General features: G+C 63.0%; 21 protein-coding genes. 14 read left to right on the top strand and 7 right to left on the bottom strand.

The window, feature by feature from the left end; genetic code table 11:
• Window positions 1-4: 4 nt before the first annotated feature.
• A complete protein-coding gene (locus ACEN9O_RS21490) occupies window positions 5-661 on the bottom strand; it encodes a LysE family translocator (RefSeq protein WP_495613842.1) in 657 nt (218 codons plus the stop codon).
• 220 nt (window positions 662-881) lie between these two features.
• Here ACEN9O_RS21490 and ACEN9O_RS21495 point away from each other — a divergent pair, with 220 nt between their 5' ends.
• The 8 genes from ACEN9O_RS21495 (at window position 882) to ACEN9O_RS21530 (ending at window position 11826) form a co-directional block, all read left to right on the top strand.
• A complete protein-coding gene (locus tag ACEN9O_RS21495; RefSeq protein WP_495613843.1) occupies window positions 882-1550 on the top strand; it encodes a hypothetical protein in 669 nt (222 codons plus the stop codon).
• 121 nt (window positions 1551-1671) lie between these two features.
• Complete coding sequence (locus tag ACEN9O_RS21500; RefSeq protein WP_495613844.1) at window positions 1672-2298, top strand: phosphatase PAP2 family protein; 627 nt, start codon at window positions 1672-1674, stop codon at window positions 2296-2298.
• Between the two features lie 93 nt (window positions 2299-2391).
• Complete coding sequence (gene smc / locus ACEN9O_RS21505; RefSeq protein WP_495613845.1) at window positions 2392-5919, top strand: chromosome segregation protein SMC; 3528 nt, start codon at window positions 2392-2394, stop codon at window positions 5917-5919.
• Window positions 5916-7052, top strand: a complete 1137-nt coding sequence (locus ACEN9O_RS21510) for a cell division protein ZipA C-terminal FtsZ-binding domain-containing protein (RefSeq protein ID WP_495613846.1) — start codon at window positions 5916-5918, stop codon at window positions 7050-7052. Before smc ends, ACEN9O_RS21510 begins: the two co-directional genes overlap by 4 nt.
• Before the next feature lie 12 nt (window positions 7053-7064).
• Window positions 7065-9401, top strand: a complete 2337-nt coding sequence (gene ligA / locus ACEN9O_RS21515; protein WP_495613847.1) for an NAD-dependent DNA ligase LigA — start codon at window positions 7065-7067, stop codon at window positions 9399-9401.
• Between the two features lie 14 nt (window positions 9402-9415).
• Window positions 9416-10315: a UTP--glucose-1-phosphate uridylyltransferase GalU gene (gene galU / locus ACEN9O_RS21520; protein ID WP_495613848.1), complete on the top strand. Its 900-nt coding sequence runs from the start codon at window positions 9416-9418 to the stop codon at window positions 10313-10315.
• Window positions 10312-10848, top strand: coding sequence for a peptide deformylase (def, locus tag ACEN9O_RS21525; protein WP_495613849.1), 537 nt, complete (start codon window positions 10312-10314; stop codon window positions 10846-10848). The genes galU and def overlap by 4 nt, the downstream gene beginning before the upstream one ends.
• A gap of 12 nt (window positions 10849-10860) precedes the next feature.
• Window positions 10861-11826 (top strand): ion channel, encoded by a 966-nt coding sequence (locus ACEN9O_RS21530; protein WP_495613850.1) that lies wholly within the window; start codon window positions 10861-10863, stop codon window positions 11824-11826.
• 12 nt (window positions 11827-11838) lie between these two features.
• Here ACEN9O_RS21530 and ACEN9O_RS21535 read toward each other — a convergent pair whose 3' ends face one another.
• On the bottom strand, window positions 11839-12261 hold the full coding sequence (locus tag ACEN9O_RS21535; RefSeq protein ID WP_495613851.1) for a hypothetical protein: 423 nt from the start codon (window positions 12259-12261) through the stop codon (window positions 11839-11841).
• Window positions 12262-12376: 115 nt separating this feature from the next.
• On the opposite strand from ACEN9O_RS21535, the gene ACEN9O_RS21540 reads away from it, so the two are divergent.
• Window positions 12377-13402, top strand: coding sequence for a hypothetical protein (locus ACEN9O_RS21540; protein WP_495613852.1), 1026 nt, complete (start codon window positions 12377-12379; stop codon window positions 13400-13402).
• On the opposite strand, the gene ACEN9O_RS21545 is transcribed toward ACEN9O_RS21540, so the two are convergent.
• The 5 genes from ACEN9O_RS21545 to ACEN9O_RS21565 all read right to left on the bottom strand — a co-directional run bounded on the left by ACEN9O_RS21545 (window position 13379) and on the right by ACEN9O_RS21565 (window position 18287).
• A complete protein-coding gene (locus ACEN9O_RS21545; RefSeq protein WP_495613853.1) occupies window positions 13379-14485 on the bottom strand; it encodes a DNA topoisomerase IB in 1107 nt (368 codons plus the stop codon). The two genes, ACEN9O_RS21540 and ACEN9O_RS21545, sit on opposite strands and share 24 nt — an antisense overlap.
• A 74-nt stretch (window positions 14486-14559) precedes the next feature.
• Window positions 14560-14787 carry a hypothetical protein gene (locus ACEN9O_RS21550; RefSeq protein WP_495613854.1) on the bottom strand — a complete coding sequence of 76 codons (228 nt, stop codon included), beginning with the start codon at window positions 14785-14787 and terminating at the stop codon, window positions 14560-14562.
• A gap of 73 nt (window positions 14788-14860) precedes the next feature.
• Window positions 14861-15694 carry a 6-phosphogluconolactonase gene (locus tag ACEN9O_RS21555; RefSeq protein WP_495613855.1) on the bottom strand — a complete coding sequence of 278 codons (834 nt, stop codon included), beginning with the start codon at window positions 15692-15694 and terminating at the stop codon, window positions 14861-14863.
• Window positions 15691-17022, bottom strand: coding sequence for a hypothetical protein (locus tag ACEN9O_RS21560; protein WP_495613856.1), 1332 nt, complete (start codon window positions 17020-17022; stop codon window positions 15691-15693). The genes ACEN9O_RS21555 and ACEN9O_RS21560 overlap by 4 nt, the downstream gene beginning before the upstream one ends.
• Window positions 17019-18287, bottom strand: a complete 1269-nt coding sequence (locus ACEN9O_RS21565) for a glycosyltransferase (RefSeq protein WP_495613857.1) — start codon at window positions 18285-18287, stop codon at window positions 17019-17021. The genes ACEN9O_RS21560 and ACEN9O_RS21565 overlap by 4 nt, the downstream gene beginning before the upstream one ends.
• A 265-nt stretch (window positions 18288-18552) precedes the next feature.
• Here ACEN9O_RS21565 and ACEN9O_RS21570 point away from each other — a divergent pair, with 265 nt between their 5' ends.
• The 5 genes from ACEN9O_RS21570 (at window position 18553) to urtD (ending at window position 24527) form a co-directional block, all read left to right on the top strand.
• Window positions 18553-19620 carry a porin gene (locus tag ACEN9O_RS21570; protein WP_495613858.1) on the top strand — a complete coding sequence of 356 codons (1068 nt, stop codon included), beginning with the start codon at window positions 18553-18555 and terminating at the stop codon, window positions 19618-19620.
• A 79-nt stretch (window positions 19621-19699) separates the two neighbouring features.
• On the top strand, window positions 19700-20899 hold the full coding sequence (urtA, locus tag ACEN9O_RS21575; RefSeq protein ID WP_495618513.1) for an urea ABC transporter substrate-binding protein: 1200 nt from the start codon (window positions 19700-19702) through the stop codon (window positions 20897-20899).
• A 120-nt stretch (window positions 20900-21019) separates the two neighbouring features.
• Window positions 21020-22594: an urea ABC transporter permease subunit UrtB gene (gene urtB / locus ACEN9O_RS21580; protein WP_495613859.1), complete on the top strand. Its 1575-nt coding sequence runs from the start codon at window positions 21020-21022 to the stop codon at window positions 22592-22594.
• On the top strand, window positions 22591-23673 hold the full coding sequence (gene urtC, locus ACEN9O_RS21585; RefSeq protein ID WP_495613860.1) for an urea ABC transporter permease subunit UrtC: 1083 nt from the start codon (window positions 22591-22593) through the stop codon (window positions 23671-23673). The genes urtB and urtC overlap by 4 nt, the downstream gene beginning before the upstream one ends.
• On the top strand, window positions 23670-24527 hold the full coding sequence (urtD, locus tag ACEN9O_RS21590; protein ID WP_495613861.1) for an urea ABC transporter ATP-binding protein UrtD: 858 nt from the start codon (window positions 23670-23672) through the stop codon (window positions 24525-24527). The genes urtC and urtD overlap by 4 nt, the downstream gene beginning before the upstream one ends.
• The last annotated feature ends 2 nt before the right edge of the window (window positions 24528-24529 follow it).

Consider the following 24529-nt stretch of genomic DNA (forward strand, 5'->3'; position numbering starts at 1 on the left):
CGTATTACTTTGAATTCGTCAACGTCAGCAGGGCGCCGCCCATGCCGACGAAGATCACGCCCGTGGTGCGCTTGGCCAGGCGGGTGCGGGCGATGCTCTGCTTGACGCTGCGCTTCAGCCACGACGCACACGCCACGTAGAAGAAGTGCGACAACAGCGTGCAGCTGGTGAAGGTCGACGTCAGCAGCAGGAAGCGCACAGGGTCCACGTGATCCGGCGGCATAAACTGCGGGAACACCGCGGTGAAGAACAGGATCGCCTTCGGATTGCTCACCGCCACCAGCAGGCCGGCGCGGAAGGTGCTCAACCGGCTGGCCTCGGCCGCGTTGGGCTGGTCGACCGCCGTGGCGACAATCTCCGTCGTCGCCGTCACCAGGCTGGCGTTGCGCCATGCCTTGATGCCCAGGTAAATCAGATAGGCCGCGCCGGCCAACTTGAGCGCGCCGAACGCCAGCGCCGAGGTTTTCAGCAGCAAGCCCAGCCCAGCCACCGCCGTGGTCGCCACAATGAACACGCCCAGCGCATTGCCGGCGGAGCTGTAGAGCGCCCGCCGCGCACCCATGGTGGTCGCGGTCGAGATCGCCATCAGCACGCCCGGTCCCGGGCTGAACGCCGCCGCCAGGGAAACCGATAGGAACAACAGCCAGGTCGATACAGTCATTGCAAAGCTCCCAAGGTAAGTGTCATTAGCGCCGCCATGCCGCCATGCGCGGGATGGTGGTTGGCCTCAGTATGCCATGCCCCACCGGAACGCGTCGGCCGCCGCCAATTTTGCTCCCCTCTGCCGCAAGAAGATGTATTTGTTGTAAAATTTGCACTCTCTTAACCGCGATTTTCCAAAGAATGGATTGAAGATGTGTCAGAGAAAATCGTTATTCCCCGTGCTGTTGATGGTGGCAGCGACCTCGGTTGCCGCAGCCAATCCGGATTTGACCATTGATGACACCGATCGGGACCGGGCCGCGTCCACCCTCGGCTTTGTGTCCAAGAAACTGAAATTGGACAATATCCAGGATAGGGACCCCGACGGAGTTCGTACGCGCAGCAGGTACTCCATTTCCGAGTCGCCTATGAGATCCGGTCTGATGCAGGATGTCGTGCTGGAACAGCTGCATCGCTACGCTTGTTCCAACGCCGTATTTGGCGTAGCCGAAGTCCAGGATTTCAAGTCGTTCGTCGGCAAAGAAGAGATGTTCGTTTTTACAAAGTTGCGTTTCAAACTGCTGGACAGCTGGAAGGTGCGGCCCGACCCGGAGGCGCAAACCTTTGACCTGATCGTCGAAGGTGGCGAAGCGGAATATAAAGGTGAAATGGTACGCGCCAATATACCCAATGCCACCTATGTCAAAGGCCATCGCTACGTGATGGTGATTGGCGACCGTGGGGAAGCGGCGGACAAGAAGACCTTTGTCGGCGAGCCGTATTTTCTCGAGATTACAAACGAAGCCATTTATCCCGCAGCGGGGTGGTCGCCATTTAAGGCCGGCACAACGCTGAGCGAGGCCAAGGCCTTGGTCGATGCAGCCCTGCGGGAGCGGGAGTGCGAATGAAGCCACGCCCATGCTGACCAGGTTTTGCTCGCCACCTCTGTTGTCGCACGGTAATTTTCGATAGAATGCGGACGCATGTGTTTTAATGATGCGGTGCAAAATAACGACAGGGCGCTTTTAGATGATGTGGTGGCACGGTTTGAGTGTAACGGGGAGTCTGGCGGTAACCGGGCCTATAGGAATCGCGATCGCCGTCTGGCTGCTGGCGGGCAAGTCGTGGCGGCTGACGGCGGCGTGGTGCATCCTGTTCGGCATCGGCATGGCGCTGGTCGTGGCCACCAAGATGGCCTTCGTCGGCTGGGGCATCGGTGTGGAATCGGTGGAGTTCGCCGGCTTCAGCGGCCATGCGATGCGCGCCGCCGCCGTGTTCCCGGTCGCCTTCTTCCTGGCCTTCCGCTCGTCGCCGCCGCCGTTGCGCGTGCTGGCCACCTTGCTGGGCATGCTGCTGGCCGTGCTCATTGCCATTTCCCGCGTCTATGTGCACGCCCATTCGGTGTCCGAGTCGGTGACCGGCTGCCTGCTTGGCCTGGTCGTGGCGGCGGTGTTTATCTGGTACGCCAGCACCGAGCACCATATGGCGCTGAGCCGGCTGCTGGTGGTGCTGTGCATCCCGGTCGTGCTGATCGCGCCCCGCGTGGAGCCGGTGCCGGCCGAAATGTGGATCACCCAGGCCGCGCTCTGGCTGTCCGGCCACGACCAACCTTATACCCGCGCCATTTGGCGTGAACCGAAATCCCCGTTACGATAGGCGCATGCACCGGCCATGACGCGTTTTCGGCCTGATTTGAAGCGCAAAATGGTATTATTGTGAACTTTTCCAGCCCACACACCAGATAACAACGTGCGTCTATCTTCCATCAAATTGTCGGGATTTAAGTCTTTCGTTGATCCCACCAATTTCCAGGTGCCGGGTCAGTTGGTGGGCGTGGTGGGCCCCAACGGTTGCGGCAAGTCGAACATCATCGACGCCGTGCGCTGGGTGCTGGGCGAATCCAAGGCTTCCGAGCTGCGCGGCGAATCCATGCAGGACGTCATCTTCAACGGCTCGACCCACCGCAAGCCGGCCGGGCGCGCCTCGGTCGAGCTGGTGTTCGACAATAACGACGGCAAGGCCTCCGGCCAGTGGGGCCAGTACGCCGAGATCGCCGTCAAGCGCACGCTGACGCGCGACGGCACTTCGACCTACTACATCAACGGCCAGCCGGTGCGCCGGCGCGACATCCAGGACATCTTCCTTGGCACCGGCCTCGGCCCGCGCGCCTACGCCATCATCGGCCAGGGCATGATCAGCCGCATCATCGAATCGCGCCCGGAAGAGCTGCGCGTGTTCCTGGAAGAGGCGGCCGGCGTATCGAAGTACAAGGAGCGCCGCCGCGAGACGGAAAACCGCCTGCACGACACCCGCGAGAACCTGCTGCGGGTGGAGGACATCCTGCGCGAACTGAATTCGAATTTGGAAAAGCTGGAAGGCCAGGCCGCCGTCGCCACCAAGTTCCACCAGCTGCAATCGGACCAGGAAGAAAAGCAGAAGCTGCTGTGGTTGCTGCGCAAGATCGAAGCCGAGAACGAGCAGAAGAAGTACTTCCGCGAGATGGAGCAGGCGCAGAACGACCTGGAGGAACAGACCGCCAAGTTGCGCAACGTCGAGCTGTCGCTGGAGCAGATGCGCCAGGGCCACTTCGCCGCCGGCGACCGCCTGCACACGGCGCAGGGCAGCCTGTACCAGACCAACGCCGAAATCGGCAGCCTGGAAGCGCAGATCAAGTTCGTCATCGAATCGCGCAGCCGCCTGCAGACGCAACTGGCCGCGCTGACCGCGCAGCGCGACCAATGGCAGCAGCAGGTCAGCGAATACGGCGGCCAGATCGAGGAAGGCGAGTTCACGCTGGAAGAACTGTCGGCCAAGGTCGAGCAGTCGCAGATGATGGCCGAGCAAAAGGCCGAGTCCCTGCCGATGCTGGAGCAGGTATGGCGCGAGGCGCAGACCAAGAGCACCGAATCGCGTGCCCGCATCATGCAGGCGCAGCAGCAGCTGGAGCTGGAATCGGCGCACCAGCGCAACGCCAACAACATCCTCAACGGTCTGGCCGTGCGGCGCGAGCGCCTTCAGCAGGAAAAGAGCGGCCTCAATCTGCCGGACAGCGCGCATCTGAACAACCTGCGCATGCAGTTGGAAGAAAAGCAGCAGGCGCTGGAAGAACAGGGCTTCCTGCTGGAGGAGGCGCTGGAACAGCAGCCCAAGCTGGAAGAGGAGCGCCAGGCCGCGCAGCACCAGGTCAACACCGAAACCGCCGCCAACGCCCAGCTGGAAGCGCGCCTGAACGCGCTGCGCCAGTTGCAGGAGCGCGTGCAGACGCAGGGCAAAGTCACGCCGTGGCTGCAGAAGCACGAGCTGGATTCGCTGCCGCGCCTGTGGCAAAAACTGAACATCGAATCCGGCTGGGAGACCGCGCTGGAATCCGTGCTGCGCGAGCGTACCTCGGCGCTGCAGATGTCGAACATCGAATGGGCCAAGGCCTTCTTCAGCGATGCGCCGCCGGCCAAGCTGGCGCTGTTTGCGCCGTCGCACGCGGTGCCGCCGGCGCCGGTGGAAGTGGCTGGCCTGAAGCCGTTCCTGAACCTGCTCAAGCTGAACGACCCAGGTCTGCGCGGCCTGCTGCAGGACTGGCTGCACAACGTCTACATCGCCGAGGACACGGCCGAAGCCTTCGCCGACCGCGCCAGGTTGCCGGCCGGCGCCTGCTTCGTCACGCGCCAGGGCCACGCCATCACGCAGGGCAGCGTGCGTTTCTACGCCGCCGACTCCGAGCAGGATGGCATGCTGGGCCGCCAGCAGGAAATCGACAACATCACCAAGCAGCTGCGCGCGCAGCAGATGCTGGCCGACGAAGCGCGCGCCCGTTCGGTGCGCGCCGATGCCGCCGTCTCCGAGCTGACGCGCCGCCTGACCGAGTACCGCGCCAAGCTGCAAAGCCTGCAGCAGTCGGTGCACACCTTGCAGCTGGACGTGGTCAAGCTGTCGGAGATCGAGGCGCGCTTCAACCAGCGCAGCAACCAGATCGAAACCGACCTGGCCGAAATCGCCGCGCAGGAAGAGGAACAAACCCAGGTCAAGATGGAGTCCGAGGAGAAGTTCGAGCAGCTCGACATGGAGCTCGGCAATCTCCAGGGCGACCATGAGGAAGGCCAGACGCTGTTCCTCGAAAAAGAGCAGCGCCTCGCTGACGCCCGCGAAGCCCTGCGCGACCTGGAACGCGCCGCGCAGGAAGCGCAGTTCGCGGAAAAATCCCAGCGCAGCAAGATCGAAGAATTCCGCCGCGCGATCGCCACCGCGACCGCGCAGGTGGCGCAGGTCACGCAAAGCCTGGAAGCGGGACAGACCGAACTGGCCAACCTCGAATCCGGCCAGGCCAACGAGGGCTTGCAGGAACTGCTGGACCGCCGCACCGGCCAGGAAAAAGCGCTGTCCGACGCCCGCCACGAACTCGATCAGATCACGCAGCAGCTGCGCATGTTCGAGGAAGGCCGCATGTCGACCGAGCGCGCCCTGCAACCGCAGCGCGACAAGATCATGGAAATGCAGCTGAAGGAACAGGCAGCGCGCCTGAACCAGGAGCAGTTCGCCGCGCAGCTGGCCGAGGTGCAGGCCGACGAGGCGGCGCTGGCCGAGAAGCTGCATCCCGATATGAAGGCTTCGTACCTGCAGGGCGAAGTGACGCGCCTGACCAATGCGATCTCGATGCTGGGCGCGGTCAACCTGGCGGCGCTGGACGAGCTGGCGACGGCCTCCGAACGCAAGAACTTCCTCGACGCGCAGAACGCCGACTTGAATGAGGCGATCAACACGCTGGAAGACGCGATCGCGCGCATCGACAAGGAGACCCGCGATCTGCTGCAAGACACCTTCGACCGCGTCAACGGCCACTTCTCCGAACTGTTCCCGATCCTGTTCGGCGGCGGCCAGGCCAAGCTGATCATGACCGGCGATGAAATCCTCGACTCCGGCGTGCAGGTCATGGCCCAGCCGCCGGGTAAAAAGAACGCCACCATCCACCTGTTGTCCGGCGGTGAAAAAGCGCTGACCGCAACGGCGCTGGTGTTCTCGATGTTCCGACTTAACCCGGCGCCGTTCTGCCTGCTCGACGAGGTCGATGCACCGCTGGACGACGCCAATACCGAACGATTCTGCCGGATGGTCAAACGCATGTCTGACCACACCCAATTCCTCTTCATCTCGCACAACAAGATTGCGATGGAGATGGCCAATCAACTGATCGGTGTGACGATGCAAGAGCAGGGCGTATCGCGCATCGTGGCGGTGGATATGGAATCCGCCGCAAACTTCGCTTCCGAGGCACAAGCAGCATGACAGACCTACAAATGAGTTTGATCGGAATCGCGGGCGTATTCGTCGCCGGCGTTTTCACGTACAACAAGATCCAGGAATACAAGGCCAAGAAGAGCGTCGAACGCGCCTTCTCGACCGATCATGACGACGTGCTGATGCGCACCGGCGATGCGCCGTCATCGTCCGGTGTCCGTCACGAGCCGAGTTTTTCGCTCGACAGCGGCGCTCCCGGCCTGGCCGGTGGCGAAGCCTCCGCCGCTGCCGCCGCGCTGGGTGCGGTGGCCGCCGAATTCGAAACCGATCCAACGGCACCGCCGGCCGCGCCACGCGTCAACGCCGTGACGCCGGCTGCCGAACAGGCCACCGCGCTGGTCGATCCGCTGATCGATTGCCTGCTGCCGCTGGCGCTGGAAGGCGCGGCGCGCGGCGACAAGCTGCTGCCGGTGCTGCAAACGCTGCGCATGGTCGGCAACAAGCCGGTGCACTACATCGGCCTGGCCGTCAGCGGCGATTGGGAGCCTATCGTTCACGGCGGCGTCTACACCAAGCTGCAGGGCGGCGTGCAGCTGGCCAGCCGCAGCACCGCGCTGAACGAACTGGAATACTCGGAACTGGTCACGCGCCTGCGCGCGATGGCCGACGAAATCGGCGCCGAGCCGGAAATCCCGGACATGATCGAAGTGATGGCCGAGGCGCGCAATCTGCATCGCTTCGTCGCCGGTCACGACGCGCAGCTGGGCGTCAACCTGCAAACCAACGGCGCGCCGTGGGCCATTTCCACGCTGCTGGGCGCATTGGAAAAGCAGGGCTTCGACGTGCGCCCCGACGGCCGCTACGTGATGCCTGACGGCGAAGGCGGTCACCTGTTCTCGCTGTCGACCAACGTCACGCTGGCCGAGGAAACCACGCCGCGCCTGACGCTGCTGCTGGACGTGCCATGCGTGGCGCCTTCGCGCGACGGCTTCGGCGCCATGGTGGCCTGTGCCAAATCGCTGGTGGGCCGCCTGGATGCGACCATTGTCGACGACTACAACCAGCCGTTGTCGGACGCCGCGCTGGCGGAGATCGCCGGCCAGGTCCAGGACTTCTACGCCGAGATGAACGACGCCGACATTCCGGCCGGTTCGACCCGCGCGTTGCGTTTGTTTAGCTAGCAGGAAGCAGTAATGACCGAAGTAGATTTCAAGGCGCGCATCGAGTCCTTGAGCGCTGAGCTCAACAAGCACCTGCACGCCTATCACGTGGAAGACGCGCCCACCATCCCGGACGCGGAGTACGACAAGCTGTTCATCGAGCTGCAAAAGCTGGAAGAGGCGCACCCGCAATTCGCGCTGCCCGATTCGCCGACCAAGCGCGTGGGCGCGGCGCCGCTGCCGCAGTTCGACCAGGTCACCCATACGGTGCCGATGCTGTCGCTGAATAACGGCTTCACCGATGAAGACATCGAGAACTTCGACCGCCGCGTGCGCGAAGGCCTCGATGCGGCGGCCGCCGTCGAATACGCGGCCGAAGTCAAATACGACGGCCTGGCCATCAACCTGCGCTATGTCGATGGCTTGCTGGTGCAAGCCGCCACGCGCGGCGACGGCTATACCGGCGAGGACGTCACCGCCAATATCCGCACCATTCGCTCGATTCCGCTGCGCCTGAACACCTCGACGCCGCCTGCCATCCTCGATGTGCGCGGCGAGGTATTGATGTTCAAGACCGATTTCGAAGCGATGAATGCGCGCCAGCGCGAGGCCGGCCTGAAGGAATTCGTCAATCCGCGCAACGCGGCGGCGGGCAGCCTGCGCCAGCTCGATTCGCGCATCACCGCATCGCGCAAGCTGAGCTTTTTCGCCTACGGCGTCGGCGCGCTGGAAGGCGCCGAGATGCCGCTGTCGCACTCGGCGCTGCTGGACTGGTATCGCAGCATCGGCCTGCCGGTGGCGAAAGAGGCCGCCGTGGTGCGCGGCTACGAAGGCCTGATGGCCTACTACAAACAGATCGGTGAAGCGCGTCCGACCATGCCATACGAAATCGACGGCGTGGTCTACAAAGCCAACCTGCTGCAGGACCAGCGCACGCTGGGCTTCGTCTCGCGCGCGCCGCGTTTCGCGCTGGCGCACAAGTTCCCCGCGGAAGAAGCGCTGACCACCGTGCAGGCGATTGAAGTGCAGGTCGGCCGCACCGGCGCCATCACGCCGGTGGCGCGGCTGGCGTCCGTGTTCGTCGGTGGCGTCAACGTCACCAACGCTACGCTGCACAACGAAGACGAAGTGCGCCGCAAGGACGTGCGCGTGGGCGACACGGTGATCGTGCGCCGCGCCGGCGACGTCATCCCCGAAGTGCTGTCCGTGGTGCTGGAGCGCCGCCCGTCGCCGGAACCGGAAGCCTATGTGCTGCCGAAGACCTGCCCGGTCTGCGGCTCGCACGTGGTGCGCGAGGAGGGCGAGGCGATCGCCCGCTGCTCCGGCGGCTTGTTCTGCTCGGCCCAGCGCAAGGAGGCGATCCGCCACTTCGCCGGCCGCCGCATGATGGACATCGAAGGCCTGGGCGACCGCTACATCGACAACCTGGTCGAACACGGCCAGGTGCAGCGCGTGGCCGACCTGTACGCGTTGAAGCTGGAAGACCTGCTGGAAATGAAGCGCCTGGCCGACGAACGCGAAGGCACGACGCCGGAGACCGTCGCCCAGGGCAAGATCGCCACCAAGTGGGCGGACAACCTGCTGGAAGCCATCGCCGCCAGCAAACACCCGCCGCTGGAGCGCCTGCTGTTCGCGCTCGGCATCCGCCACGTCGGCGAATCCACCGCCAAGACGCTGGCCGAATGGCTGGGCCGTTTCGATCTGATCCGCCGCGTGCCGGCCGCGCTGCTGCGCGTGCTGCCCGATATCGGCGGCATCGTCGCCGATTCGATCGCCGACTTCTTCGCCGAGCCGAAGAACCAGGAAGCGATCGACGCCTTGCTGGCCGCCGGCGTCGCACCGACCGGCGAGCACCCGCCGAGCGCCAAGCTGCGCGAGAAGCTCGATACCGTCAAGCTGATGGCCGCGCTGGGCATCCCGAAATTGACGGAGCCGCGCAGCAAACAACTGGTCGAACAGGAGGTGACGCTGGAAGTGCTGGCGCACCTGCCGGTGTTCACGGTGTTCGGCCTGCCGGCAGGCGTGGCCGAAGCCTTGGAAGCGTGGATGGCGGAGCCGGGGCATCGCGAACAGCTGCTCGCGCTGCACCGGCTGCGCGACGACCTGCTGGCGCAATTGCCGGAGCAGGCGGCCGAAGGCCCGCTGACCGGCAAGACCTTTGTATTGACGGGCACCTTGCCCAACCTGAGTCGCGACCAGGCGGGCGCCATGATCGAAGCGCAGGGCGGCAAGGTCTCCGGTTCGGTATCGAAGAAAACGCATTATCTGGTCGCGGGGGCCGATGCCGGCAGCAAGCTGGTCAAGGCCCAGGAACTTGAAATCACCATACTGGACGAGGCAGGCCTGCTGGCACTGCTGGAAGCCAGTTAAAAAAGATAAAGATCATGTCCAAAATTCGAAAGGCAGTATTCCCGGTAGCCGGCCTTGGCAGCCGCTTCCTTCCCGCGACCAAGGCGCAGCCGAAGGAGATGCTGCCCATCGTCGACAAGCCGCTGATCCAGTACGCGGTGGAAGAGGCGGTCGCCGCCGGCATCACGGAAATGGTGTTCATCACCGGCCGCAACAAGCGCGCCATCGAAGACCACTTCGACAAGGCCTACGAGCTGGAAGCGGAACTGGAAGCTGCCAACAAGAAGGCCTTGCTGGAGCTGGTGCAGAACGTCATTCCGAAGCACGTCAACTGCATCTACATCCGCCAGTCCGAGCCGCTGGGCCTGGGCCACGCGGTCTTGTGCGCGCGCCCCGTGATCGGCGACGAACCGTTCGCCGTGCTGCTGGCGGACGACTTCATGGACACCGCGGACGGCATCAAGCCGGTGCTGGCCCAGATGACCGAGCTGTATGCCTATGAGCGTAGCAGCATCCTGGCGGTGCAGGAAGTGGCACGCGAGGCCACGCGTCAGTATGGCATCGTCAGTGCCTCGGCCTACCAGCCGAAGCTGGAACTGGTGCACGCCATCGTCGAGAAGCCGTCGCCGGATGTGGCGCCGTCCACGCTGGCGGTGGTGGGACGCTATGTGCTGTCGGGCCGGATTTTCTCGTACCTGGAAAACATCGGCGCCGGCACCGGCGGCGAGATCCAGCTGACCGACGGCATCGCCGCGCTGATGAAGGATGAGCGTGTGCTGGCCTATCGCTACGATGGTCAGCGCTACGATTGCGGCTCCAAGCTGGGCTACCTGAAGGCGATGACGGCGATGGGCCTCAAGCACCCGGAGACCGGCGCCGAGTACTGCCAGTTCCTGCGCGATATGCAGTGCGAAATCAACGGAGGCAGCCAGTGACGGTGCGCGAAATCCTGAAGATGGGCGATCCGCGCCTGCTGCGCGTGGCCGAGCCGGTGACCGAGTTTGATACCGCGGCCATGCGCGAGCTGATCGCCGACATGTTCGACACCATGCACGCCGCCAATGGCGCTGGCCTGGCGGCGCCGCAGATCGGCGTCAACCTGCAGCTGGTGATCTTCGGCTTCAAGCAGAACGCGCGCTATCCCGACGCGCCGCAGGTGCCGGAAACGGTATTAATCAATCCCGTGCTGACGCCGTTGTCGGATGAAAAGGAAGAGGGCTTTGAAGGCTGCCTGTCGGTGCCTGGCCTGCGTGGCAGCGTGCCGCGCTTCACCAGCCTGCGCTACGAAGGCGTGGACCAGTTCCGGCAGCCGATCCTGCGCGACGTCGACGGCTTCCACGCGCGCGTGGTGCAGCATGAAGTGGACCATCTGCTTGGCGTGTTGTACCCGATGCGCATCACGGACTTTTCCAAATTTGGCTACACCGAGGTGATGTTTCCCGACCTCGATCCCAACGACGACGATTGAGGCGCTCCGACCATGAGTGAAGGCCCGGTGCGCAAGCCCGCGCAAAAGGTTATCCGTCCAAGGGTGGGTAATGAGCGCGGCGTATTCCAGATGGGGACCTCGAAGATCAAGCGGGTCGGCCTTGGGCGCCGCTACTGGGGCGACATCTACCACTGGATGCTGACCCTGAGCTGGCCGCGCTTCTTCCTGCTGGTTGGTGTGCTGTACATCTTCACCAACGTGGCATTCGCGCTGGCGTTCTTCCTGGTGCCCGGCTCGGTCGCCAATGCGCGGCCCGACTCCTTCCTCGACACCTTCTTCTTCTCGATCGAAACGCTGGCCACCGTCGGCTACGGCTATATGAATCCCGGCTCGACCTACGGCCACATCGTCGCCTCGACCGAGATCCTGCTCGGCATGGTGGAAGTGGCGACGGTGACAGGCCTGCTGTTCGCACGCTTCTCGCGGCCCACCTCGCGCATCATGTTTTCCGATGTCGCCGTCATCACGCCGTTCAACGGCGTGCCGACGCTGATGCTGAGGACCGGGAACGAACGCGGCAACCTGATACTGGAGGCCTCGGTGCGGGCCACGCTGATACGCCGCGAAACGACGCTGGAAGGGCAGATATTCACGCGCTTCTACGATTTGCAGCTGGAGCGCGAACGTTCCGGCGTGTTCGCGCTGACGTGGACGATACTGCACAAGATCGACGAATCCAGTCCGTTCTGGGGCAAGTCACAGGAAGACTTGCGCAACGAAGGCGCCACGCTGTCGGTGGCCGTTTCCGGCACCGACGACACGCTCAACGATTTCGTCCATGCGCGCCAGACCTACGCGGCGGAGCACATCTTCTTCAACCACCACTTTGCCGACATCATGTCGGATAAGCTCGATGGCAATGTGCGGATACTGGACTACAGCAAATTCCACGACATCTACCCGGACGGCTCGGAAGGCGGCAACATGCCCGGCGCGGCGCTGGCGCACCCCGGTTGAGCCAAGCGGGCGCTAACTGGCGCCCAGCAGGTCGCGCGCGTTCAGCAGCGCGTAGACGATGTCGGGATGCTTGTTGAAGCAGCGGCGCACGGCGGCCGGCACGTTCTCGCGGGTTCTGCGGCACAGGCCCGGCTGCTCCATCAGCCGTATCTGGAGGCCCATCACCGTACGCACGCCGTTCGCGCTGGGCGTGATGGTCAGGCGGATGCCCAACTGTTCCAGCATGCGCTGCTCGATGTGACCCAGCTCCTCGAAGCTGGCGATATTCTCGATCCGTTCGATCAGCGTCTTCTCCTGCTCGCGGGTGAGGCGCAGGATGCGGATGTCGGTGTCGTCCGGTGCGCTGTCCCATTGCTCCAGCAGCTCGTCGCGCCGGCACTCGCAGGCACCGGGCGGACATTCTGTTCGAATCGGGAAGGGCAATGCTTGAGGCATGATGGAGCGGCTCGGCGGCATGGACGAAGCTAAATTCTACTCTGAACCCCCACGTCGTGCGGCACCAAATTATTATTGTATATATAATATTTTTTTAAATTCAAACGGACGCCTCATGAAAAATATGTACTCGGTGCTGCCGCTGTTCGCCGCGCTGTGGGTGACGCTGCCCGCCGTCGCCGGCCCGGAAACGCTGGAGCGCTGCCCGCCGACGGTCAAGCCATGGCTGCCCGCTGGCGCCAGCCAGAACGCCTGTTCACAATACGCGTCCAATGCCGGCGTCGGCGCCATCAATTACGGCGGCTCGTACAAGATGGCGGCGTTCAGCAAGGACGGTAAGCTGGCCGGTCTTCGCAATCCCGATCTGGGCCGCGAAGATCCGGCGCCCAAAGACACTTACGACCCCGCCGCATGGGAGCAGTCCGGCAGCAGTGGCGCGGTTGGCGAATTGTGGTGGGGCCGGCGCGACAATATGCATTTGTTTGTCGGCCAGGAGTCGAAGGTGCGCCTGACTGTGGAGGCCAGCCGTGGGCCTATGCCTGGCCCGGCGGAACGGCAGGCGCGCATGCTGGCGATCGTGGCTCAGGCCCAGGCGATGGCGGCCAACAAGCCGGTTCCGCAATCGGCCTATGACAATCTGCTATTCATACACCGCAGCATGGAGTACCGCCAGATCGGCGGTACCGACGCGACGTTCCGTGGCGGCTTGGGTGGCGACGGCTTTATCCCGCCCGGAAAAATATCGGATGCAAAACTCAAACTGGAGAACCTGCCTGCCTACAAGGGCGTACTCAGTTTCGAGATGAAGGTGGACGGGGTTGCGCGCCGCTTCAGTTTTCCTGTGATGCTGGATCAGGCCACCGACCATCTGATCGCCGCCGCCGTCAACGGCGACAGCTACACCCGGTGCGAAAAGCGCCCGAACCGCGGGAAGAATGAATCGCTGGCCTGTCCGCTGAATAACGAGAACTTCCCGGAGCGCTACGATGCGGAGGGTGCGTTTTTCGGCGACCACGCTTCGCTGGCGGCGGTGAAGGTTTACATGACGGTCAATTCGCCGGCGCGCAATCGCCATGAGGATATCGCCACCGCCGTGATTATCCTGCGCGCCGAGGCGTCACCGCCGGTCGCTGGCCGCTGAGGCCTGCAGGCGGTGCTGCAACAACGCCAGCACCGCCGCCTCTTCTGGTCGCAGCGCATGGACATCCTGCTGTAATTCCCCGCTGGCGCGATGCCGCAGCGCCTTCAGCATGCTGCCATCCAGGTAGGATACGATCACGCTCGGATGCACATAGCATTTGCGGCAGATGGTGGGTGTGTTCCCCAGCTTCTTAGCCACCGATTCGATGGCGCGCACCACGTTCTTTTTGGCCTGGGCTTCGGAGTCGAACTTTTCGTATTCGCGCAGCGCCACCGCCGCCAGCACCGTCCCGGCCCAGGTGCGGAAGTCCTTGGCGGTGTAGTCCTCGCCGGCTATCGAGTGCAGATAGTCGTTCACGTCGGCCGACCCGATGTTGTGCGGATTGCCATCGTCGTCGACGTACTGGAACAGATCCTGGCCGGGCAGCTCGCGCGTGCGGCGGATGATGTTGGCCAGGCGCCGGTCCTCCACCGCGACGGCGTGCCGCACGCCGCTCTTGCCGCGAAAATGGAATTCGACCTTGCCGCCGTCCAGCCGCACATGGCGGTCGCGCAGCGTGGTCAGGCCGAAGGATTTGTTCTCGCGCGCGTATTCCTCGTTCCCGATCCGCATCATGGTCGCCTCCAGCAGGTAGACGATGGTGGCCAGCATTTTCTCGCGCGGCAGCCCTGGCAGCTGGAGCGCGGCGCCCACCGCGCGGCGGATCGCCGGCAGCGCCTTGCCGAAGCCGAGGATGCGGTCGTACTTCGATTCGTCGCGTTGGCTGCGCCAGCGCGGGTGATAGCGGTACTGCTTGCGGCCGCGTGCATCGCGCCCTGTGGCTTGCAGATGGCCGAGCGGGTGGCTGCATATCCAGACATCGGTCCAGGCGGGAGGGATCGCCAGCGATTTGATGCGGGCCAGCGTATCGGCGTCCCTGACGGCGTGGCCGTCGGCGTCGACATAGTGGAAGTGCCTGCCGCGCTTGCGGCGGGCGATGCCGGGCTGGTAGTCGTGCACGTAGCGCAGGCCGGCCGACCGGGCGGCGTCGGCGGCGGGGAACGAGGCGGCTTCGCCGGTTGCTGCGGGTGTGTCGCGTTTCATCGCTATCCTCGGTGGGCAGATTATCGAAAATCGTACCCGGCAAGAACTGGCGATGTTGTGCGCTAGCGCACGCTTTAGTCCATGCGTTTGAGGCGCTGGCCGACGATGCTCCACTTGCAGGCTTCGCCGTCGACGATGCCGGTCAATACCCAGCCGGTGCCGAGCTTCTCGACGCCGATCTCGCACTCCAGCTCCTTCGCCAGCTTCTCGGCCCAGCCTCGCGCGGCGCCCTGGCCCTTGAACAGCTCATTGCCTTCGTAGATCACGGTGGCATCAAATATGGGCGCGGCAAAGATGGTCATGATGGTATGTGTGGCGCTTCGGTTAAAACAGCATGATAGCAAATTTTACAAACGATCAAGGACGCTGGCTAACTCAGCATGCGGCCAGGGCCGCCGGCCACGCGGTCGCTGCCGCCTGCGAATGGGGCGGGTGGTTGGACAGGCTGTCTGGCACGGCCGCGTGGTCGATGTAGATGTTCACTTTCGGGCAGCTGCGCAATTCAGCGACGGGTGCCTGGGGGGCACGGTTGCCAAATAGCAGTTGATCGCAGGCGTCGCGCTTCTCTTCGCCCAGCAGCACTACAATCGATGATTTTGCCTCGCGCAGCACGCCGAGTCCAAGGCTGACACCGCGCTGAAAGGCGACTCCGTTCGCGCTACGAGTGGCTTGACTCAGGCGCACGATTCCGCTCTGCAGCCGAAGGCTTTGACGCGGTTCGTTGAAACCTATATGGCCGTTGCGGCCCACCCCGTGCAGTGCGCAGTCTATGCCGCCCAGTTGCCGCAGGCTGTGCTCGTAGTCTTTGGGCGTGGCGATGGAGGCACCACCGTCATCGTAAAAATGCACGAAGCGCCCGATGTTCAGTGGGGAGATAAAGTCACGCCGCAGTACAAAGGCGAAGCTGCGGGGATCGCTGGCTGGCATACCTGCATATTCATCCATTTGCAGGCAAACAACCCGCTGCCAGTCGATGCTCAGTCGATGCTTCTGGTTGAGCACTTCGAAGATGCGCACCATTGTGCGGCCGACCGATGGCGTCAGCACGGCATAGGGTTTGTGGTGCAATACTTTTGCAAGCTCGGCGACCAGACAAGCCGCCGCTTGCTGCGCCACGCTTTCCGGCGTGTCGATAGTCAGGCTATTGGGTGTCGTGTGAAACCACGGCGTCAGCGAGGGCGTAGAAGAAGGAGATTGGACTGTTTTCATCGGAATGTTGTTTTACGTGGCGGAGCCGACTGTTCAAGAACCTGGGTAACGATGTGTGTGCCGATGTCGCCGTGCCAAAGCGATAGGCCGTTGGCCTCGCCTTGAAAACTCGGTTCGCCGTAGACGCCTGCCATTGGATAGCCCGCCGACAAGCCCAGCGCAAAGACGTTTTCGAGCGGCTGTGCGCTTGCATCCAGCACACGACTGCGGGCATCAACCATGGCTGCCCCTACCGTGTCCGATTGCAGTTGGTACTGGCTGCCATTGACGTCAAACAGCGGCAGCCCCCTTGGCCGATAGCCGAAGGCTGCTACGATCAAATCGGCCTGCTCCAGGTGCATCGTTGCGCGCGACTCGGTTGCTGCGCTTAACTGCAGCAGCTGCAATCGGGCATCCGGTTGTGTATTGCCCAATTTCCAGTAGCTGCGCAGCAGGTTGCGCGAGTCGCTGCGCATGCCGGCCAGAGGAAATACCCTTCCGCTGCGTGGGCAGATGTCCTGTGGGCCGAAATCCCGGTAGCCCTCGGCGGCGGCGATTTCCGGAGTTTGGTAGGTGATCCGAAAAGGCTTGCGGTGCAACACGCATACGGTGCCGTCGTCGTTGCCCAGCGCGGTCATCTGCTGCAGGCATACTAGTGCGCTTGACATGGCGCTGTGCGAGCCGCCAACTATAGCGACTTTGGGAGCTACTTTTGCGAGCCGGCCTGATAGCAGGTCCTTGCCTGAGCGGCTGAGCAAATCTCCCGATAATATGGTCTTGCTGTCGAAACGCGGCAGCAGCGGTTTACCCGCCACCAGCGTTTGCTCGAGGCGGGTGCGTGACTGAGCGGCGCCCGTCGCGAGGATCAGGGTCTTGCTGCGGATAGAACGGCGCTGCAAGTCACTATCCCGGTATTCGGTGACCCACGCGCCGTCCGCTTGGCGGGTTGCTTTTATGGCGCTGGCACCAGTGATGAATGGGTCATAGTGGTGGGCAGATAGCCAGTGACGGAAGTGGTTGCCAATGTCGGTCATGAATTCGGCGACCGTACTTAGCGGAACTGGCCCCCCACGTTGGCTGTCCAGTTTTTCTCCAGCGCCCTGGCGCAGCAGCGGGGCCAATGGAGGCTCCGCGTCAATGGCAACCGGGGCCAGAAAGCTATCGGCGAAACTGTCCGAGCGAATCGCGTAGCGTCCTAGTTCTCCGGGGCCGATCTGCTCGCCGCTGTCGAGCACCGCCAGGCCCGCTGCCATCAGGTCCGCCAACTGTCCCGCGCCGCGCGCAGCTAGCAGCGGCCCCATCCCTGCCGGTCCTGCACCGACAATCACAGCCCCAAGGGTAGGATTCATGCGCCGCTCCGTGCGGTTAATGCATCAGGGAGCGTGTTCGGTGCCTCAGTCTCTCTTTTGCTGCTTTTGCGGTATGCGTCTTTGAACATCTCGTTCAGCGCGGCCATCTTGGCCGGCCAGGAAAAGCCTTGCGCGATCAGCGTTTTGCCGTTGGCTCCGAGCTGAGCGGCCAGTTCTACGTCTTCCAGCAGGTCGGCCACTTTGGTCGCAAATTGTTCGGGATCGTCGGCGATGGCGGCGTGGACGCCGTCCTTTACGCCAATCTCTTCAACGCCGATGCTGGTCGCTACGACGGGACAGCCGCAGGCCATTGCCTTGAGCGTTTTGATTTTGATGCCGCCGCCGCTCAGTAATGGCACCACCACCAAATTCCTGGCGCTCAGGAAAGCGTCTGCGTCGTCGACAAATCCCACGAACTGGACGTGGTTGCTGGCCAGGGCGAGCATGTTGGCGGGAGGGCGGTCGCCAGCGATCAGCAAGCGGGCATTGGGGCGGCGTCGTATGACTGCCGGCAATATGCTATGGATAAAGAACAGCAGTGCTTCGATATTTTGTTCGTGGCCGAAGGAGCACAGATAGCCGATGCTATCCGTTTCCATCTCCGTTGCCGTCCAGTTCACCGCCGGCAGCGTAACTGCCGCAGGAGTGCAGCTGGCGCCCAGTCCCGGGGAAAAAATTTCTAAACCGATCCGGTCCTGCTCGGTGAGCGTGGCGACGGAGTCGAAACGCCGATAATTCCGGATCTCGTAGTTTAACCACGACAGCCACCGCGCGAAGAGCAGCAGTTTGCGTAGCGACAGCGGCGCGGCGCTGAACTTTCTGAAAAAAGTGATGCTGAAAGCATCGTGAACGTCTAAAAGCGTTGCTCTGCCACGGCAGCTATCCACGTATTGGGCCATTTGAGGGAACTGCACCATAACAACATCAGGGTGTACTTCCTCGATCTTGCGACTCAGCGCTTGCTTCATTTGGGAACTGCGATACAAAACTGCGTCTATCGGTTCGCCCCTTAACAGGAATTCCAGCTTCGCTTTCCAGACGCGGGCCCGTGTCAGTTTCAAGGGAAGCATTTCCACTGAGCGACATAGCGCCCCCAGTTCCTGGTCGGCGCGGCGCATCCCTGATTCGCTCTCTGTGCCATCGAAGCTCAGGAAATGTACTTCATGCGATTGCGCAAGACGTAGGAGCTGTTCGTAGCAGAGGTGGCCGCCACCATGGGCAACGCGGCTATGGTAGGGGAATGGCGACAAGATGACGATTTTCACAGGATTTCTGGCGCAGCCGATTAACGTTGGGATCGATATAGTATATATGGCAATTAATTTAAAAAAAGAAATTATTTTTTATTAATGGTAACGGCTGTACGTAACGGCTGTACGTTATTCGACGTATTTCTTCCCCATCCCATACTGGCTAATCTCGCAACATATCAAGTGCCTGAAGCTTGATTGCGACTATCCACAACAAGGGGGAAAGATGGGCTTAGAACTGAGAAGAGTGACGCTTTTAGTGGCTGCCACGTTGGCGACAGTGAGTAACGCTTATGCGGGCGCCACGATCAATTTTGGCGAGGATAAGTCGGTCAGCGTTGGCTTCGGCATGCGCGAGAGCTACACCAGCGCCAAGAATGGCGCGCCTGACGGCACCGACCGTTCCAGCGACTTCAATCTGGATTCGGCACGGCTGTTCTTCGGCGCCTCGCTGAACAAGAACATCAAGGGCATGCTGAACACCGAGTGGGACGGCGACAAGATTCGCATCCTGGACGCCGCCGGCCAGTTCGCCATTTCTCCTGAGCTCAACATCTGGGCCGGCCGCCTGCTGTCGCCGAGCGACCGTGCCAACATGGCCGGGCCTTACTACTCGCTGGGCGGCGGCTACTGGGCCGGCGTGGCTTCGCGCTACGGCTACAACGGCGGCATCTTCCGCGGCCGCGATGACGGCGTGGTGGTATGGGGTGACGTCGCCGAGGGCAAGCTGGGTTACTCGTTCGGCGTGTTCGAAGGCCACACCTTCGGCATCGGCTCGATGACGCAATCGCAGGCCAAGGCGGCAGGCGTCAAGGCCGACGATTCGCTGATGTACGCCGGCCGCCTGCAATACGATTTCTGGGACGCGGAACCGGGCTACTACGGCACCGGCAACTACATCGGCGGCGCCGACATCCTGTCCATCGGCGTGGCGGGGCGCTACCAGAAGGACGGCATCCTCACCGTCGCGAAGAGCGGCAAGTACAGCTCCTACAACGTCGACTTCCTGATGGAGAAGCGGGTCAAGGGTTCCGGCGCCTTCGCGCTGGAAGCAGCCTGGTATGACTACAACACCGACGACATCATCAAGTCCGAACAGGGCAAGGCTTATTCGGCCGGTGCTTCCTGGATCTTCGAGGAGAAGGCCGGCTGGGGCAAGTTCCAGCCCTTCGTGCGCTGGCAGAAGTTCGCCGCCGACACCGACATCGACACCAAACAGTACGACGCGGGCGTGAACTACATCATCGACGGCTACAACGCGCAGGTCAGCGCCGTGTACTCGAAGACCAAGATGACCAAGGCCGCCGATACGGACAAGTTCTCTGTCACTTTGCAGCTGCAATTCTAATTCCACTACTCGGAGCTATCTCATGCAAAATCGTCGCAATTTCATCGCATCCCTGAGCCGCATCGCCGCCGCCACCGCCATGCTGGCCGCCGGCGCACAAGCCTACGCCGCCGACACCATCAAGGTCGGCATCCTGCACTCGCTGTCGGGCACGATGGCGATTTCCGAAACCTCGCTGAAAGATGTGGCGTTGATGACCATCGACGAAATCAACGCCAAGGGCGGCGTGTTGGGCAAGAAGCTGGAGGCGGTGGTGGTCGATCCGGCCTCCAACTGGCCGCTGTTCGCCGAGAAGGCGCGCGGCCTGATCGCGCAGGACAAGGTGTCCGTGGTGTTCGGCTGCTGGACCTCGGTGTCGCGCAAGTCGGTGCTGCCGGTGTTCAAGGAGCTCAATAGCCTGCTGTTCTACCCTGTGCAGTACGAGGGCGAGGAGCTGGAGAAGAACGTGTTCTACACCGGCGCCGCGCCCAACCAGCAGGCGATACCCGCAGTGGAGTACCTGATGAGCAAGGAGGGCGGCGGCGCCAAGCGCTTCGTGCTGCTGGGGACCGACTACGTTTATCCGCGTACCACCAACAAGATCTTGCGCGCCTACCTGAAGAGCAAGGGCGTGAAGGACAGCGACATCGACGAGGTATACACCCCGTTCGGTCACTCGGACTACCAGACCATCGTCGCCAACATCAAGAAGTTCTCGGCCGGCGGCAAGACGGCGGTGATCTCCACCATCAACGGCGATTCCAACGTGCCGTTCTACAAAGAGCTGGGCAACGCGGGCCTGAAGGCGACCGATGTGCCGGTGGTGGCGTTCTCGGTGGGTGAGGAGGAATTGCGCGGCGTGGACACCAAGCCGCTGCTGGGCCACCTGGCTGCATGGAACTACTTCGAGTCGGTGAAGAACCCGGTGAATACGGAGTTCATCAAGAAGTGGAAGGCTTATGCGGTCGCGAAGAAGCTGCCGAATGCGAACACCGTCGTGACCAACGATCCGATGGAGGCGACCTACGTCGGCATCCATATGTGGGCGCAGGCGGTGGAGAAGGCCAAGTCGACCGACACCGACAAGGTGATCGCGGCGATGGCGGGGCAGAGCTTCAAGGCGCCGTCGGGCTTTACGCTGACGATGGATCCGACCAATCACCACCTGCATAAGCCGGTGTTCATCGGCGAGATCCGTCCTGACGGTCAGTTCAGCGTGGTGTGGAAGACGCCTGGCCCGGTGCGTGCGAATCCGTGGAGCCCGTACATTCCGGGTAACGAGGGTAAGCAGAAGCTGTAACCGCAGCCGCGTAGCGGGCCGCCTCAGTATGGATTCCCGCGTTCGCGGGAATGACGGGGCGGCGGATCCGTCATCCCCGCGCAGGCGGGGATCCATAGAACATCACACAAGGAATGTATCTTGAAAAAACTCCTGCTCCTGGCTTGCCTGCTGCTGTCCTGCGCGGCGCAAGCCGCCATCGACAGCGCATTGCTGGCGCCCCTGGCCGGCGGCGATCCCGACGCCCGCGTCGACGCCATCGTCAAAATCGGTGCGCTGGCCAACGACGACGCCACCCGCCTGCTGACAGCGCTCAAGAGCGACGCCCTGTACGCCACGCCGGACGGCCATATCTTCATCGTCACCGACGACAAAGCCTACAACCCGGCCACCGGCGAAACCGGCCCGCTGCCCGAAGGACTGGACGGCGTGATGGTCAACAACCGCCTGCGCGGCGCCGTCGACGACGCGCTGTCCGCCCTCAAGCTATTCTCCCCGGACCGCGCGCAGCGGCTGGCCGCAGCCATCGAGCTGCAAAAAAGCGTCACCCTCGCGCAAGCCCCGCTGATCGAGAAAGCACTGGCGAAAGAACAGGACACCGACATCCGCCCCATGCTGCAACTGGTCGCCGCCACCGCCAACCTGCAATCGCCGGACGCCGCCAAGCGCAAGGCCGCCGTCGAAGCGCTGGCCGACAGCAGCAACGCCAACCTGCGCCCGCTGCTGCAAGCGATGCTGAGCGATAAAGAGCCCGACCAGGCAGTGCGCGTGGCCGCCGCCCGCACCTTGCAGGCGCTGGACAGCCGCCTGGCCCGCACCGAATTTATCGGCAACGTCTTCTACGGCATCTCGCTGGCCAGCGTGCTGCTGCTGACGGCGCTGGGCCTGGCCATCACCTTCGGCCTGATGGGCATCATCAACATGGCCCACGGCGAGCTGCTGATGATAGGCGCCTACACCACCTACCTGTGCCAGCTCGGCTTCCGCAACTACTTCCCATCGGCGGTGGACTGCTACCTGATCGCCGCGCTGCCGGCCGCCTTCCTGGTGACGGCCGCCGTCGGCATCGCGCTCGAGCGCACGGTGATCCGCTGGCTCTACGGCCGTCCGCTGGAAACGCTGCTGGCCACCTGGGGCATCAGCCTGATACTGATGCAGGCGGTGCGCACCATCTTCGGCGCGCAAAACGTCGAGGTGGCCAATCCGTCGTGGATGTCCGGCGGCGTGACGGTGCTTGGCTCGCTGGTGCTGGCCTATAACCGCATCGTCATCATCGCTTTCGCGCTGTTCGTGGTGGCCGGCGTCTGGCTGATACTGAACAAGACCCGGCTTGGCCTGTTCGTCCGCGCCGTGATGCAGAACCGCCGCATGGCCGGCTGCGTCGGCGTGTCCACCGCCAAGATCGACATGATGACCTTTGGCCTCGGCTCCGGCATCGCGGGGCTGGGCGGCGTGGCCTTGTCGCAGCTGGGTAACGTGGGGCCGGACCTGGGGCAGAGCTACATCGTCGATTCCTTCATGGTGGTGGTGCTGGGCGGCGTCGGTCAGCTGGCGGGCACCATCATCGCCGCGCTCGGCTTGGGCGAGGCGAACAAATTCCTGGAACCGGTGGCGGGCGCGGTGCTGGCCAAGATCGCCATCCTGGTCTTCATCATCATGTTCATCCAGAAGCGGCCGCAGGGCCTGTTCGCCATGAAAGGCAGGAGCGCCGAATGAATCATCCATCTCTCTTTTCGCGCCAGGCGTGGAGCGGCATCGCCGCCTGCTGCGTGGTGCTGGCGGCGCTGCCGCTGCTGAACCTGGCCTTTGCGGACGGCCATCCGCTGCATGTGCCGAGCTACATGGTCAGCCTGGTCGGAAAATTCATGTGCTACGCGCTGGCGGCATTGGCGCTCGACATGGTATGGGGCTATGCCGGCATCCTGTCGCTGGGCCACGGCGTGTTCTTCGCGCTGGGCGCCTATGCGCACGGCATGTACCTGATGCGCGCCATCGGCCGCGAGGGCGTGTACCAGAGCGACCTGCCGGACTTCATGGTCTTCCTCGACTGGAAAACCTATCCGTGGTACTGGACCGCCACCGACAGCTTCTGGTACTGCGTGGCGCTGGTGGTGCTGGTGCCGGGCGTGCTGGCGTTCGTGTTCGGCTTCTTCGCTTTCCGTTCGCGCATCAAGGGCGTGTACTTTTCGATCATCACGCAGGCCATGACCTACGCCTTCATGCTGCTGTTCTTCCGTAATAACACCGGCTTTGGCGGTAACAACGGCTTCACGGACTTCAAGCGGATACTGGGCTATTCGATCAGCGCGCCGGCCACCAAGGCCGCGCTGTACCTGGTCACGCTGGCGACGCTGGCCGGTTCGCTGCTGCTGTGCCGCTGGATCGTCAAGTCCAAGCTGGGTCGCGTGCTGCAGGCGGTGCGCGATTCGGAATCGCGGCTGATGTTCATCGGCTATAACCCGCTGTGGTTCAAGCTGTTCGTGTGGACCTTGTCGGCGGTGTTGTGCGGGATCGCGGGCGCGCTGTATGTGCCGCAGGTCGGCATCATCAACCCGTCCGAGATGTCGCCGGCGAACTCGATCGAGATGGTGATCTGGGCGGCGGTGGGTGGCCGCGGCACGCTGCTGGGGCCTATCATCGGCGCGTTCTCGGTCAACGGCTTGAAAAGCTGGTTCACCGGCGCCTTCCCGAACCTGTGGCTGTTCGCGCTGGGCTTGATCTTCATCCTGGTGACCCGCTATCTGCCGCAGGGCATAGCCGGACTGGCCGCGCGCTTGCGCAAGGAGCAGCCATGAGCGTCAACGAACATCTGGAGGAGCGTTTGACTACCGAGAGCAGCCCCGACCCGATCGGCGCACAGGGCCCGTCCTACGGCCGCGTGGCCGGCGAAGGCTTGGACACCACCCACGGCGCCATCCTGTACCTGGAAGAGATCACGGTGTCGTTCGACGGCTTCCGCGCACTGAATAAACTGAGCCTGGATATTTCGGTTGGCGAGCTGCGGTGCATCATCGGCCCTAACGGCGCAGGCAAGACCACGATGATGGACGTCATCACCGGCAAGACGCGGCCGACCTCCGGCACCGCCTTCTTCGGCCAGACCATGGACCTGAGCCGCATGACGGAATACCAGATCGCCCACGCGGGCATAGGCCGCAAGTTCCAGCGGCCGACCATCTTCGAGCAGCACTCGGTATTTGAAAACCTCGAGCTGGCGATGAAGACCGACAAGCGCGTGCGGCCCACCTTGTTCGCGCGGCTGTCGTCCGAGCAGCGCGGCAAGATCGACGAGATCCTCAAGCTGATACGCCTGAACGGCAGCGAGCAGCGCCTGGCGGGGTTGCTGTCGCACGGGCAGAAGCAGTGGCTGGAGATCGGCATGCTGTTGATGCAGGAGCCGCAGCTGATCCTGCTGGACGAACCGGTGGCCGGCATGTCCGACGCCGAGACGGCGCGCACGGCGGAGCTGCTCAACGAATTGCGCGGCAAGCATTCGATCATGGTGGTGGAACACGACATGGCGTTCGTGACGGAGATCGCGCAGCAGGGCGTGGTAACGGTGCTGCACGAAGGGTCGGTGCTGGCGCAGGGGACGATGGCGCAAGTGCAGTCCGACGAGCGGGTGATTGAAGTTTATCTGGGGCGCTGACG

The organism is Duganella sp. Dugasp78 (genome assembly GCF_059491455.1).

Excerpts from the sequence above, each read along its gene's own strand:
- ACEN9O_RS21500 (WP_495613844.1), top strand. The coding sequence starts at position 1,672 with ATGATGTGGTGGCACGGTTTGAGTGTAACGGGGAGTCTGGCGGTAACC.
- urtD (WP_495613861.1), top strand. The coding sequence starts at position 23,670 with ATGAGCGTCAACGAACATCTGGAGGAGCGTTTGACTACCGAGAGCAGC.
- ligA (WP_495613847.1), top strand. The coding sequence starts at position 7,065 with ATGACCGAAGTAGATTTCAAGGCGCGCATCGAGTCCTTGAGCGCTGAG.
- galU (WP_495613848.1), top strand. The coding sequence starts at position 9,416 with ATGTCCAAAATTCGAAAGGCAGTATTCCCGGTAGCCGGCCTTGGCAGC.
- ACEN9O_RS21490 (WP_495613842.1), bottom strand. The coding sequence starts at position 661 with ATGACTGTATCGACCTGGCTGTTGTTCCTATCGGTTTCCCTGGCGGCG.
- urtC (WP_495613860.1), top strand. The coding sequence starts at position 22,591 with ATGAATCATCCATCTCTCTTTTCGCGCCAGGCGTGGAGCGGCATCGCC.
- ACEN9O_RS21550 (WP_495613854.1), bottom strand. The coding sequence starts at position 14,787 with ATGACCATCTTTGCCGCGCCCATATTTGATGCCACCGTGATCTACGAA.
- ACEN9O_RS21530 (WP_495613850.1), top strand. The coding sequence starts at position 10,861 with ATGAGTGAAGGCCCGGTGCGCAAGCCCGCGCAAAAGGTTATCCGTCCA.
- urtA (WP_495618513.1), top strand. The coding sequence starts at position 19,700 with ATGCTGGCCGCCGGCGCACAAGCCTACGCCGCCGACACCATCAAGGTC.
- ACEN9O_RS21540 (WP_495613852.1), top strand. The coding sequence starts at position 12,377 with ATGAAAAATATGTACTCGGTGCTGCCGCTGTTCGCCGCGCTGTGGGTG.
- ACEN9O_RS21560 (WP_495613856.1), bottom strand. The coding sequence starts at position 17,022 with ATGAATCCTACCCTTGGGGCTGTGATTGTCGGTGCAGGACCGGCAGGG.
- ACEN9O_RS21555 (WP_495613855.1), bottom strand. The coding sequence starts at position 15,694 with ATGAAAACAGTCCAATCTCCTTCTTCTACGCCCTCGCTGACGCCGTGG.
- ACEN9O_RS21545 (WP_495613853.1), bottom strand. The coding sequence starts at position 14,485 with ATGAAACGCGACACACCCGCAGCAACCGGCGAAGCCGCCTCGTTCCCC.
- ACEN9O_RS21510 (WP_495613846.1), top strand. The coding sequence starts at position 5,916 with ATGACAGACCTACAAATGAGTTTGATCGGAATCGCGGGCGTATTCGTC.
- ACEN9O_RS21535 (WP_495613851.1), bottom strand. The coding sequence starts at position 12,261 with ATGCCTCAAGCATTGCCCTTCCCGATTCGAACAGAATGTCCGCCCGGT.